The 12,653-nt window shown below is 40.5% G+C and carries 11 protein-coding genes; 10 read left to right on the forward strand and 1 reads right to left on the reverse strand.

Going from position 1 to position 12,653, the window contains the following annotated elements; translation table 11 throughout:
• Nucleotides 1-3 precede the first annotated feature (3 nt).
• Genes PAND9192_RS06190 through PAND9192_RS06200 form a run of 3 tightly spaced genes read left to right on the forward strand, consistent with a single transcriptional unit; the run spans nt 4 to nt 4,561 of the window.
• Nucleotides 4-834, forward strand: a complete 831-nt coding sequence (locus PAND9192_RS06190; RefSeq protein WP_087853025.1) for a terminase — start codon at nt 4-6, stop codon at nt 832-834.
• Nucleotides 831-2,495, forward strand: coding sequence for a terminase large subunit (locus tag PAND9192_RS06195; RefSeq protein ID WP_087853026.1), 1,665 nt, complete (start codon nt 831-833; stop codon nt 2,493-2,495). The genes PAND9192_RS06190 and PAND9192_RS06195 overlap by 4 nt, the downstream gene beginning before the upstream one ends.
• Complete coding sequence (locus PAND9192_RS06200; RefSeq protein WP_087853027.1) at nt 2,495-4,561, forward strand: portal protein; 2,067 nt, start codon at nt 2,495-2,497, stop codon at nt 4,559-4,561. The genes PAND9192_RS06195 and PAND9192_RS06200 overlap by 1 nt, the downstream gene beginning before the upstream one ends.
• 42 nt (nt 4,562-4,603) lie before the next feature.
• Here PAND9192_RS06200 and PAND9192_RS06205 read toward each other — a convergent pair whose 3' ends face one another.
• Nucleotides 4,604-5,242: a hypothetical protein gene (locus tag PAND9192_RS06205; RefSeq protein ID WP_087853028.1), complete on the reverse strand. Its 639-nt coding sequence runs from the start codon at nt 5,240-5,242 to the stop codon at nt 4,604-4,606.
• A gap of 245 nt (nt 5,243-5,487) precedes the next feature.
• Here PAND9192_RS06205 and PAND9192_RS06210 point away from each other — a divergent pair, with 245 nt between their 5' ends.
• From PAND9192_RS06210 to PAND9192_RS06240, 7 genes are all read left to right on the forward strand, one after another.
• Nucleotides 5,488-6,510 (forward strand): hypothetical protein, encoded by a 1,023-nt coding sequence (locus PAND9192_RS06210; RefSeq protein WP_087853029.1) that lies wholly within the window; start codon nt 5,488-5,490, stop codon nt 6,508-6,510.
• A 63-nt stretch (nt 6,511-6,573) separates the two neighbouring features.
• On the forward strand, nt 6,574-7,785 hold the full coding sequence (locus tag PAND9192_RS06215; protein ID WP_087853030.1) for a phage capsid family protein: 1,212 nt from the start codon (nt 6,574-6,576) through the stop codon (nt 7,783-7,785).
• Between the two features lie 26 nt (nt 7,786-7,811).
• On the forward strand, nt 7,812-8,195 hold the full coding sequence (locus PAND9192_RS06220) for a hypothetical protein (RefSeq protein WP_087853031.1): 384 nt from the start codon (nt 7,812-7,814) through the stop codon (nt 8,193-8,195).
• 69 nt (nt 8,196-8,264) lie between these two features.
• Nucleotides 8,265-8,690 (forward strand): hypothetical protein, encoded by a 426-nt coding sequence (locus PAND9192_RS06225; protein ID WP_087853523.1) that lies wholly within the window; start codon nt 8,265-8,267, stop codon nt 8,688-8,690.
• 4 nt (nt 8,691-8,694) lie between these two features.
• A complete protein-coding gene (locus PAND9192_RS06230; RefSeq protein WP_087853032.1) occupies nt 8,695-9,282 on the forward strand; it encodes a hypothetical protein in 588 nt (195 codons plus the stop codon).
• Entirely contained in the window at nt 9,282-9,902 is a 621-nt protein-coding gene (locus tag PAND9192_RS06235; protein ID WP_087853033.1) for a phage adaptor protein, read from the forward strand. Before PAND9192_RS06230 ends, PAND9192_RS06235 begins: the two co-directional genes overlap by 1 nt.
• Nucleotides 9,903-9,905: 3 nt before the next feature.
• Nucleotides 9,906-12,635, forward strand: a complete 2,730-nt coding sequence (locus tag PAND9192_RS06240) for a coiled-coil domain-containing protein (RefSeq protein WP_087853034.1) — start codon at nt 9,906-9,908, stop codon at nt 12,633-12,635.
• The last annotated feature ends 18 nt before the right edge of the window (nt 12,636-12,653 follow it).

The following is a 12,653-nucleotide window of genomic DNA, read 5'->3' on the forward strand; positions in this document are numbered from 1 at the left end:
TATATGGCCAATGATTGGAAGCAACTACAACTGCAGTTCTTAGCTGATAACGATAAGACAGGGATTACAGCTAAAGAATGGTGTCATCAACGAGGGCTTAATTATCAATCTGCACGTCGCTATATCAAAATGCGCACTGCGCAAAATAAGACTGCGCAATCTAATAATGTGCGCAATGCGCAACCTGAAACTGCGCAATCAAAGAAAGTGCGCAAAGTTGAAAATATAGAGGGAGAGAGTGAATCAGTAAAAAAACGAACTAATTCTAAGCCTGAACCTACGAATAAAGCGAAACACAAAGGAAAATCCAGCGCTAATAAGTTTAAAAATGGTAAGCCTGGTAATCCACATCCTTCCCAAAGTTTTGAAGTTGGCAATCAACATGCGCGCAAACATGGTGGTTATTCAGCACGATTTGATGACCAATCGTTATTCGATGAAGCGGCTCAAATGTCCCTCGAGGAAGAGTTAAAACTGTGTCGTGCTCGTGCTTTGAACTGTATCGATACGATGAAGAAGATTCGTGCTGATATGGCCAATGCAGATTCTGTTGATCAACGCATTGAACTTTACAACGCGATTACCTCGACAGAACAAGCACTCGATAGAAATGTAGTTCGTATTGAATCTATCACTAAAACTCTTTCATCCATTCGTATTGATACCGTTAATGAGCAGAAAATCATGAAAGATACGGATCGAATAGAAGCTGCAACAACCAAGCTAAAATTGGAAGCTGATAAATTGTCTAAAGAGGGTAAAGGCTCAATCACACCAATATCTGCAATGATTGCTGAACTACAAGAGACTGGCTCTGATGGCTTGATATCATGACCGAACAAGAGCAAATTGACTACATCCAAGCTCGAGTTGGCAATAAATGGTGGCGACTGAACAACCTTTACAAAGTTGAAAATGAGGATGGTGACTTAGTCACGTTTAAGTTACGACCGGCTCAAGCTCTACTGTTCAAGTTAATGGCACATAAGAATATCATTCTTAAAGCGCGTCAGCTTGGTTTCTCTACTGCCATTGATATTTATCTGCTAGATGAAGCGTTATTTAATAAGAACATTAAGTGCGGCATCATCGCTCAAGACCAAGGTGCTGCAGGTGAGATTTTCCGTACCAAGATAGAAGTACCATTTGATAATCTTCCTGAGTGGCTTAAAGCCGAATTTCCGATTAAAGCGCGTCGCTCTGGTGCAAGCGGTGGCTTTATTCTCTTTGAAAGTGGTTCAAGTATTCAGTGTGCAACGTCATTCCGTTCAGGGACAGTGCAACGACTTCACATTTCAGAGCATGGAAAGATTTGTGCTAAGTATCCACAAAAGGCCAAAGAGGTTAAGACCGGTACCTTAAATGCTATCCACCAAAAGGCCATTTGTTTCATCGAATCTACAGCCGAAGGTGTTGGTGGTGATTTTTACTCAATGAGCATGAGAGCATTGGATTTATATAATTCAGGCTCGACGTTGGGCTTACAAGATTATAAGTTTCATTTCTTTGCGTGGTTTCAAGATCCTAAATACTCAGAGCCTCTTCCTCAGTCTGGATTACAGCTCAGTAAATACCATCAAGAATACTTTGCAGCTGTTGAGTCAGCCATGAAGGTCACGTTAACTGATGAGCAAAAACAATGGTACATCAATAAAGAACAAAGTCAGGGCGAGGAAATTAAGCAAGAGTTTCCCTCAACGCCACAAGAAGCTTTCTTAACCTCTGGTCGTCGTGTGTTCGATGCTATTCGCGTGATGAATGCAGAAGCTCATACCATAAAGCCACTTATCATTTACGACATCGAGCCTGTAAGTGGTATCAAGACAAAAGCTCAATCAATGCGTGAGGTTGATAATGAGAAGCTGCAGCGTAATTTACTTAATATGCTGCTTGTGTGGGAGTTACCTGACACTGATGAAGAGTATGCAATAGGCGTTGATATTGCTGAAGGTCTTGAGCATAACGATAGAAGTTCATTTGATGTCGTCAAAAAAAGCACAGGTGAACAAGTCGCGCATTGGTTTGGTCATTTAGATGTTGAGATGTTTGCATCACTCGTGCGTCATGTTGGCCATATGTATAACACCGCTTTTGTTGGACCAGAACGAAATAACCATGGACATGCGTTCTTACAAAAATTCCGCGATATCTATCCTGTTCGTCGTATCTATCAAGAACAATACCTTGACCGTGATAACGATAACGACACTCCCAAATTAGGTTGGCTAACAACAAAACAATCTAAACCCATCATCATTGAGGGTTTAAAAGAACTGTTACGTACTCAAACAAGTGGTATTCGTTGGATAGGCACTATCTCTGAGCTTAATGCTTATGTGTATGACAGCAAAGGTGCAATGAATGCTCAAGTGGGCTGTTATGACGATCAACTGATTAGCTATGCCATTGCCCAAGAAATGCGAGCTCGCATGCCAAAGCGCGTTAAATCTGACGATAACCAGCCAGCAAAAGATAAACACTGGATGACCTATTAATGAAAGTAGACCAAAGTAAATTGCTCGACATCATGTCTGACATTGATGGCCAACCGGATTGGCGCTCTGCTGCAAACAAAGCTGATGCTTATTACGATGATGATCAACTCGAGGCTGAAGTATTAAAAACGCTGAAGGAACGAGGTCAACCAATAACTGTTCAAAACTTAATAAAGCCTGCAGTTAATTCTGTTCTTGGTATGGAAGCCAAGACGCGTACTGATTTGTTGGTCATGGCTGATGATCCCGATGATGAAATGGAAGAGTTAGCTGAAGCATTGAATGCTGAGTTTGCTGATGCTTGTCGTCTTGGTCGATTAGATAAAGCACGTTCAGATGCTTATGCTTCACAACTCAAAGCGGGTATTGGTTGGGTTGAGTGCTTTCGTAACCAGGACCCTTTTGGTGCCAAGTATAAAATCCAAAATGTGCCACGTGATGAGGTCTACTGGGATTGGTTAGCAAAGCAACATGACTTATCAGATGCGCGATGGTTAATGCGTTATCGCTGGATTGATATGGATGAGCTGATAACTATGGTGCCGAATAAGCGTACCATTATTGAGCAGGCGGTAAATTCATGGAATAACTTTGTCGATGTCGATCATATCGCAGGTTTAGACCCTCAGCTGCAAAGTGGCTACAAAGAATACAGTGCTTGGACTCGCAGTGAGTCTGAATGGTTAAGCCAAAACCGTAAACGTATTCGACTGCAGGTGATTTATTACCGTAGCTTTGAGCGTAAACCCGTGATTGAGCTCTCTGATGGTCGAGTTATTGAGTATCAATCGAGTAATGTTGCTCATGCCACTGCAGTTGGAATGGGGAAAGTTCAGCTTCGTATGGCACAGATTAGTCGTATCAGTGAGAGTTGGTATGCAGGACCACATCATTTAGGGGATAAAGAATGCTCAGCACCACAAGGCATGTGGCCACTGATTCCTTTCTTTGGATACCGTAAAGCCTCATCTGGTGAACCTTATGGCATTGTTGCTTCATCAATCAGTGCACAAGATGAAGTGAATTTCCGTCGCAGTAAACTCACGCAGTTATTACAATCGCCATTGATTATCATGGATGAAGATGCGACTAACATGAGTACTCAAAAGGTCATTGAAGAGATAGATAAGCGTGGTGTGGTAAAGCTTAATCCAAACAGACGTAATCAAAAGACAATGGCAGAAGTGTTCCAAATCAATCGAGATACGGAAGTTTCAAGCCAACAGTTCTCAGTAATGCAAGATTCTATGCGTCATATACAAGATGTTATGGGTGTCTCACCATCTTTTCTTGGTCAAGATGATGGTGCTAAAAGTGGTATTGCCATTGCTAATATCGTTGAACAAGGCGCAACAACACTTGCTGAAATTAATGACAACTATCGATTCTCATGTCAGTTAGTGGGAGAACTCATTCTTGGCTATGTCATTGAAGACCTAAAGAGTAAGCGTAATAAGAAGGTTGTGGTTAATCGTGATGACAAGATGAAACGCAAAGCTGTTGTTATCAATGAAGAAACACCAGATGGCATGAATAATGATATTTCTCGCTTACGGTCTCATATTGCTTTAGCACCCGTTCAACAAACATCGGCTTATAAGTCTCAACTTGCTGAACGTATGATGCAAATGACTGCACAATTACCACCGGAAGTACAAAGTGCAGTGATTGATCTAGTGCTTGAATTAAGTGATGTACCAAATAAAGCGGAGTTTATGGATCGTGTTCGTGGTGCATTAGGTGTGGGTAAAGATGCCGAAGATATGACGCCAGAAGAACAACAAGCAGCAGAAGCACAAGCACAGCAGCAACAAGAACAACAAGCGCTAATGATGCGAGAGCTTGCTGCTAAAGTCGGTAAGCTTGAAGCTGAAGCTCAACGAACGGCAGCTCTTGCTAATAAAGAGAGTGTGGTTGCTGATAGTCAGCGTTATACCAATGCGAAGACTCAAGCTGAAACAGGTAAGATTTTAACTGAAATGGAAAAAGTAAGTGGTGAGGTTGAGCAAGTTAAGCAGGATATGCTGGCTAATCTTCAGCAGCAGATTGATGCTATTCAATTATGATAAGTAACTATGATGTATAAAATGATACATCATAGTTTTAATTTAATGACTATACTTATCAGTTATTATCTTTGTTTTTTGATATTCTTTTTGGTTTTGATATAAATGTTCACCTCTAATAAATTTCCCCCAATTATTTAAGCTAATATAGGATAAAAAGCCAAAAATAGGTAAAGTAATCATCAGTTGTGTAGACATTTGGCTTAATGTTTGATTTAAAAAACTCATAAAGACTAAAGGGGATATTGATATAAATGCTAATATTACATATCCTAAAATATAGTATGTTTTATTTAGATTTCTAACCCAAAGTTTGCTGTATTTTTTCCTGAATTTAATCTTAAAATCGCCGTCAGTATTTAAGCGCTCAAATAAATACTTTGCAAAAATAAAATCGCGAAGACACTGAGCAGAATCCTTTAATGTAAGTATATATTTAACTTCACTACTACTTACAGCATCAGTTCCTGCTAGTGCTTGATATCCCTTTTCGAGAGCAAAAGGGTGTAATGGTTTATTATTATTTTCAGCATCAGTTAGATCGTTTAAAAAGATTTTTACAAAATTATATTCATTTTGTAGTGAAGTCTTCTTTGATGTGAATAAATCGTGAAATATTTTAATTAAACTTATTATACCAACAAGTGCTGATGCTATTTTGAGGGTAAGTTCCCAATTCATATTATTCATTCCATGTGAATTTTTTGCATATTATAACAGTTGCAATTGCATATCAATCGGTCTTGCTCTTTTGGGCTTGTACGTCTTGACTCTACCTGAATCTAATATACTCTGATTCCATCATCTAAAGCCGCACCCGAAAGGGATGTGGCTTTTTTTTATGCCTGTTTTTGGGAATAAGGGTTTTTCTTTAAAGCCTTTATTCGCACAGACAGCGATACGTCTACAACCGGAGAAGTTAACCTATGACGATTGAAATTACAGGTAATGAAACACTCGATGAACTAGAAGCAATATTGGATAGTCTTGATGATGCTGAAGTGGTTGACGAACCATTACTAGCAACACCAGATCCCGTTATTGCCGAAGTAGCATCAACTGAACCAACAGTACCACCATTAGAAGGCGATACGAACGTAGCTCCGCCAACTACGGATGATGTGATTGTTGAGCAGAGTGAAGAACAGCCTGAGAAGAAAGTAATTGTCGCCAAAGACGGTGAACACATTATTCCATACGATGTGCTAGAAGCTGAACGTCGAGAGTCTGAACGTTTGCGTCAACAGATTGCTGATATGAAGCAGAAGCAGCCAGAGTATGATCAGCAAAGTCGTTTACTTGAATTGCGCGATAAGCAATTACAGAAGTTGGGTGTTGATCTTGATGACCTACCTGAAAATTTAACCGTCAACGATAAGCAAATCGATGATTTACGCGAGAACTATCCTGAGTTAGCACCATTCATCACAAGCCTGATGGCAAAGATTGATGCCGTTACTGCTAACACAGCACCAGTTACAGATGTATCAACCAGTAATCCTGTATTAGATGATATTAAATCAAATACAGACTTGAATGGTTGGATGGATGAGAAAGGTGATAAATGGGCTCTCGCACTCGATATTGATGATCGTTTATTAACAGATCCAACGTGGTCAGAAAAGCCACAGCGTGAACGTTTTGAAGAGGTAGTTCGTCGAACGAAAGCTGCTTTTGGAGAAACATTATCTACTCCTGAATCAGCGCCAGTAATTGAACCTGTCATTGAGCCAGTAGTTGATACACAAGTTCGTGAGGTGGCAGAACAAAAAGAGAAAGCCGCAGCGGAATCTTTACCCGAGAGTCCGTCACTTGTAGGCGCATCCAATCAACATCAGGGAACGGTGTTGCAACAGGCAGTTAATATGAACAATGCTGAGTTGCAAAACTTGATGTCGACAATGACACCTGATCAAATTGATGCGCTCTTAGATCAAGCTGATTATTAACCATCAGTTCATTACATACTTAAACCCGCCTTTGTGCGGGTTTTTCTGTTTCTAGGAGTTGCTATGACAACTATTACGCCAGCGCAGGCGAAACATTTACAAGAAGTTGCGCTATTTACTGCCGCTAACCGAAATCGCAGCTTTGTAAATATGCTGACGGAAGAAGCGCCAAAGCAAGCCATGGGCGATAAGAAAGGCAATACACAAACGTCGGCACATGCACCGATTGTACGTATCTCAGATTTAACTAAACAGGCGGGTGAATCTGTTGATATGCAGATCGTCCACAAGCTTTCTAAGCGTCCAACTATGGGAGATAAGAAGTTAGAAGGTCGTGGTGAGAACCTTGAGTTTTCAAGCTTTGAACTGAAAATCAATCAAGGCCGTCATATGGTTGATGCTGGTGGCAAGATGAGCCAGCAACGAACAACGCATCAGATCCGTAAAGCAGGGCGCACTTTGCTCGGTCCTTATTTTAATGACTTGCAAGATCAGGCGGCTACTATTCATTTAGCCGGTGCGCGTGGTGATTACTTTGATGATGATATTATTGTTCCGCTTGAAGGTCACAATGAATACAGTGATATTTTAGTTAATGATATTTTGCCGCCAACCTATGATCGTCATTTCTTTGGAGGTGATGCGACATCTTTTGAAGGTCTCGATTCTGCAGACATTTTCAACATGGATGCTGTGGATAATCTCAGCCTTTACCTAGAAGAAATGGCACATCCTTTACAGCCGATTCGTTTCGGTGCGGATGAATTAGCGGGTGATGAACCTTTCTACTTACTTGAAGTAACGCCTCGCCAGTGGGCTACATGGCAGAAAACATCGAGTTATAAGGACTGGCAACAGTTAACAGCATCAGCGCTTAATCGTGGTCGTAATTTCCGTCATCCCGTTTTTGCGGGTGAATGTGCAATGCGCGGCAATATCTTAGTACGTAAATACAAAGGTATGCCAATTCGTTTCAACCAGGGTTCTGCCGTGAAGGTGTCTAATAATGATAATGCTGCAACGGTTAAACAAGTTGAAGCAAAGACCACGATTGATCGTGCCATTCTTTTAGGTGGTCAGGCATTGGCTAATGCATGGGGTTCAACCTCAAGCGGTAATCAATTTAAATATACAGAAAAAAAGGTGGATCACGATAACGGTACGGAAATTTCTATCGCATGGATGAATGGTCTTAAAAAGATCCGCTTTGCTGATAAAAACGGGCGTATCAATGACCATGGCGTTATAGCACTCGATACAGCTGTCACGCTGTAATTCATTCACCACAAGAGAGATTTGTTATGACTAAAATCATCGCACAAACCATGCGAGATACTGTATATACAGGCGCTGCCGGTAATTTGAGTATTGCCTTTGGTAAGATTGACGTAAAAGCGGCTGTCGTTGGTACTGAAATTGAAACGCTTGAATTACCGATTGGCTTAGAAGTTGTCGGTGTTCGAGTAGCAACAGAATCAGGTTTAGGTACTGGCGTAACATTGGATATTAAATTGAATGATGACATCATTGTTTCTGCGGTGAATGTTGCAGCTAAAGGATCGATTGTTATTCCGGTTCAGCCTATTTATCTCATTGAAAAAAATATTCTAACGGTGGTTATTAAGGGCGCAGTAGCAACGGGTTCTGTCGCTATTATGCCTGAATATGTATCTGTTGGTTTTTAAGTATTAATTAAACGATAAATCAAACGATATTGAGCGCTCATTATGGGCGCTTTTTTTATGGGGATAACCATGTCAAAGATTAGCATTGCCTATATTGGCGATAAGCCATTTAAGAAAGATACGATCACCGGCTCTTTATTAATATTCCCTCAAAATAAGCCAGTAGAGGTAGAAGCTGATATTGCTTACATGCTGCTGCAATACCCAAAAGTATGGGTACGAGAAGAGCAGGTTGAGTTGATTCAGACTGAGCTAAAGATAGAAGCAGATGATAAAGCACAACAAGAACGTGAGCATCAGGCACAACTAGCAGCAGAAGCTTATGCTAATAGCATGGTGGTTGAACTGGCTGGGCAATCTATTGATTTATCAAAGATGACGTCAGTTAAACTGGCCACGCTGATTGAAGCGCATGATCTTGCTGTTGATGCAAAAGATGCACAAGAGTCTGTTGATGATTTCCGCTTGCGTGTTCGTAACGCTATTCGAGGATAAACCAATGGTGCCTGTGTCTGATTTTGTGCCCACATTAAGCATGTTAGTTGATGTGCCTGTACCCGGATTAATGGAAATAGCCATTGTTAAAGCAGCACAACGGTTTTGCCGTGAAAGCAAAATACTGGTTAAAACTCGTCAGTTTGATGACGTCTTTGAACGTCAGTCTGTATCGATGATTAGCCATCACGTTGGTATCAAAGGAAAGGTACAATTAAAAGGTGCAGGTATCGTTAACGTTACAAGCAAATCTCAGCCCTTAAAGGTGGGATATGATTTTGTCGTGGTCAGTCGAGATGATATTACATTTAAGGCTAATTTTAGTGATGTAGTGATCACCGCAATGGCCGAGCCCGTTATCAATGCAGATCAGCTACCAGAAGTATTACTTCATGATTATGTAGACGGTATCTGTGCCGGTGCTGCGAATCTTCTGCAATTACAGCCAACAACATCTTGGTTCAATCCTGATTTAGCACAATACAATCAACGAGAGTTTATCTCGGCTATCCGTCAAGCTTACCGCTATGCAATAGAACATACACCAGTCCTTGAGCTAGATAATCCTGCTTGTCGTCGGGAGTTTTTCTAATGATTTCAGTCGATACATTATTAACACAGGCAGCGACAGCATTGGTTGATCCGTTGTTTGTTCGTTGGCAAAAGCTAGAATTACTTTATTACCTTAATGAAGCTTTGAATGCAGTGATCACCTATAAGCCAAGTGCTGTAGTTGCTCGAGCTAATATTGAAGCAAGAGGTAATCCTGTTGCGTTGCCTGATGATGCGCATATGTTGTTCTCTGTTGAGCAAATTGGCGCAGTACGAGGGCAGTTCACGCCGATGGAAACGTTAAACCGTTTTTATCCTGATTGGCGAACAAGTCAAGGTCAGCCAAAATGTTGGACTAAAGCTGCTGATGAACTGACATGGTTTTGGTTATATCCAACACCTGATAAAGCAACGGTTATTGATGTTCAATATAGTCAGCTGTTAACAGCAACTGAAGGTGGTGAGCTTCGTATGGCAATTACCTATAGTGGTATGTTGCTTGATTTCATGTTGTATCGGGCTTTTAGTAAAGATGCTGAAAATGCGAGTGAAGCGCAGAAAGCGGCTACACACTACCAAGTATTTAATACAGCTCTAACAGGGAAAGCCACAACGGATCGGGTGAAGCAGCAAGCATTAAAACAAGCAGCGATGGAGTAGCGCATGATTGTCTTTGGCATTCTTCGTGATTTAGCAAACAGACCTATCGCGAATGGGTTATTACAAATAGTTGCAACCAGTACGACGAACTCAGTATTCATTGGTTCTACTGTATATATGAAAGCAGATAGTCGAGGTTATTATCAGTTTGAATTATTACCAGGCACATACTCGTTATATGTACAGCCAAGTAAACAAAGCGATGTTGAATATTTAGGTGAAACGGTTGTTACAGATAATACGCCTGATGGCTCATTAAATAGTCTTGTGGGTATTACGGTACCGGTATTGCCGAAGTTGGTACAACAAACGGTTGATGCTGCAAATCGAGCAGCATTATCAGCGCGTGATATTGAACGAAATATTGAGCTTACTCATACGCTTACAATAAACATTGATAATAAGGTAACTGAGGTTGAGGTAAAGGCTCAACAAATTGATGTTTTAGTGCAATCTGTTACTGATAGCATTACGCAAATCAATCAAGCCTTGAGTAGCTCACAACAAGTCAAAGCAGACACACTTGGGTTATATGATGCTGCTCGTATTATCCAAAGTGATATCTATGATGTTCAACAGCAAGTATTAGCGTTTAAAAATAAGGCTGAAAGTTTTAGTGATAGCGCCACATCCTCTTTACAAAAGGCTAAACTTGCCGCAGAGATGGCAGTATTAAGTGAAAGAAACACTGCAGCTAAAAGCCAACAAACCTTTAATTTTATGCAGCTGGCAAAACAATATAGAGATGAAACAATAAAAAGCGTTCGCCAGTCTCAAGAAGTACTAAAGCAATTTGAGTTATTTCGCGGTTTTTTTAATGAAAAACTTAATGATATTGTCCAGATTGAAGCACAAATCGAGACTCACGTTATTAATGCTAATCGTAGTCAACAAGCATCAAAGCAATCCCAATTAGCCGCTAAAAAAAGTGAGGATAACGCGTTAATAAGTGTGTTACAGGTTGCTCAAGAAGTTGGACGAGCGAAAGCGGTAATGCGTGTTGATATTGTCAATGATGCAAAAAATCAAGCAGACAGATCTTATCAAGAAGCAGAGCGGGCACAATCATCTGCTCAGTTATCACAAACAGCGAAAGAATCTGCTCAGCAATCTGCAAACGATGCATTAGTTACAAAACAACAAGTGTTAGAGCGTGGTGCTGATGTGGAACATTCACAACAGCAAATCCAAGAGCAAGTTGATATATCCGCTCGTCATATCCAGTTAGCACAACATAGCGCAGTGGTTGCTGGTGAGAGTGCAACTGTCGCAACTCAAAAAGCGAATGTCGCAATACAGCAGGTAAACATTGCTAAGCAACAAGCTGCTAATGCTTTAGTAAGTGCAAATAATGCAGAACTAAGTGCTGATGCTGCACAATCAAGTGCAGCTATTGCTTTGGATAAATCGAATGTATCGACAGAGAAGGCAGTCAGTGTTTCATTAGGGTTATCTCAAACATTAACAGCAAAAGAAACAGCCGTTGAAGCAGCTAGACGCGCAGAGCTTGCGGCTGCAAGTTTATCGGGTGCTATGTTAGAACAAGGTGGTATTGATTTATCAAGCGGTATTGCACCATCACCTTTAATCGATATTAACGGTGAAAAAAGGGCGTGTTTTTGGAAAGTGACGGTGGCTGGAACTGTCAATGGTATTGAATATGGTATCGATGACTCGTTGGTCTATTCAGCGAGTATGGATGCCTATTATAAAATTGATAATACGGAAAGTGTTACTTCTATCAATGGTAAGCGTGGCGTGGTACTGCTAAGTAAGGCTGATGTCGATTTAGAGCATGTACCGAACACAGTACATACCATTGAAGTAAATGCGAACAGTGTGCCAGTACGAGACAATAATGGTGATATTCAAGCACGTTTATTTTCTTCGGGTTTTACCAATCAGTCCTCTTTTTCAGGCGCATTAGCTTTTCGTATCGATAATGTCGCTGATAGCTACATTCGTTTTTGTTCTAATCAGGGTGCTATTAGACAATGGTTAGAGACATATTCAAAAGAAGAATCTGATGCACGTTACATTCGCGCACAAGATATAGACAGTGTTGGGTCAAATGAGTCACCTCAATTTAGCGGTAAGGTGACAATTGAGGGGCTAGATAATGATGGTAATGTAACATCAGAAATCCAACTTTATGCTAAATCAGGCGGTGGTCATACTCATCCAATTCCAATGATCAACCATAACGATGGATATGATAATGATGGAATGATGTACAAATATAATAACATATTTGCCGGTGCGATGACGTATGAGTTTTTAAAATCGCTACCAATCACTGTCGATGGGAATGTTGATAAGTATGTAAGAATTGCAACGGTTTATATCCCTCAAAATGGTTCTACAGCAGAGATAGAAATTATTGGTGGTTCAGGGTTTTACGTTAATTCATATCATCAATGTGATCATAATCGAATCATTATTCGCTCAGGTAATGGCAACCCTGCGGGCGTTACCTGTGTTGTATATAGCCATACTTCACACGATGAACGTTTCTTCACCAAAGTATACACACATAATATTGCGAGAGATTGGTTTGATGTCTATCTCTTTGTTGTTAATCCTTTCGCTAATCAATTGATATTTAAATTTAATACTTCTAATGGTAGCTATATTAAAGCTAATTTAGGCCGTAAAGTATTAACCTATCCACCCTCATCTAGTCAGAAGGGGCGAATCTATCAATACACTTATACGCAAGATGATATTAACTGATCTTAATCATCATTATTG

The sequence above is a fragment of the Photobacterium andalusiense genome, from assembly GCF_900185625.1.
Taxonomy (GTDB): Bacteria; Pseudomonadota; Gammaproteobacteria; order Enterobacterales; family Vibrionaceae; genus Photobacterium; species Photobacterium aquimaris.

Excerpts from the sequence above, each read along its gene's own strand:
- PAND9192_RS06200 (WP_087853027.1), top strand. The coding sequence starts at position 2,495 with ATGAAAGTAGACCAAAGTAAATTGCTCGACATCATGTCTGACATTGAT.
- PAND9192_RS06195 (WP_087853026.1), top strand. The coding sequence starts at position 831 with ATGACCGAACAAGAGCAAATTGACTACATCCAAGCTCGAGTTGGCAAT.
- PAND9192_RS06240 (WP_087853034.1), top strand. The coding sequence starts at position 9,906 with ATGATTGTCTTTGGCATTCTTCGTGATTTAGCAAACAGACCTATCGCG.
- PAND9192_RS06235 (WP_087853033.1), top strand. The coding sequence starts at position 9,282 with ATGATTTCAGTCGATACATTATTAACACAGGCAGCGACAGCATTGGTT.
- PAND9192_RS06215 (WP_087853030.1), top strand. The coding sequence starts at position 6,574 with ATGACAACTATTACGCCAGCGCAGGCGAAACATTTACAAGAAGTTGCG.
- PAND9192_RS06230 (WP_087853032.1), top strand. The coding sequence starts at position 8,695 with ATGGTGCCTGTGTCTGATTTTGTGCCCACATTAAGCATGTTAGTTGAT.
- PAND9192_RS06210 (WP_087853029.1), top strand. The coding sequence starts at position 5,488 with ATGACGATTGAAATTACAGGTAATGAAACACTCGATGAACTAGAAGCA.
- PAND9192_RS06220 (WP_087853031.1), top strand. The coding sequence starts at position 7,812 with ATGACTAAAATCATCGCACAAACCATGCGAGATACTGTATATACAGGC.
- PAND9192_RS06190 (WP_087853025.1), top strand. The coding sequence starts at position 4 with ATGGCCAATGATTGGAAGCAACTACAACTGCAGTTCTTAGCTGATAAC.
- PAND9192_RS06205 (WP_087853028.1), bottom strand. The coding sequence starts at position 5,242 with ATGAATTGGGAACTTACCCTCAAAATAGCATCAGCACTTGTTGGTATA.
- PAND9192_RS06225 (WP_087853523.1), top strand. The coding sequence starts at position 8,265 with ATGTCAAAGATTAGCATTGCCTATATTGGCGATAAGCCATTTAAGAAA.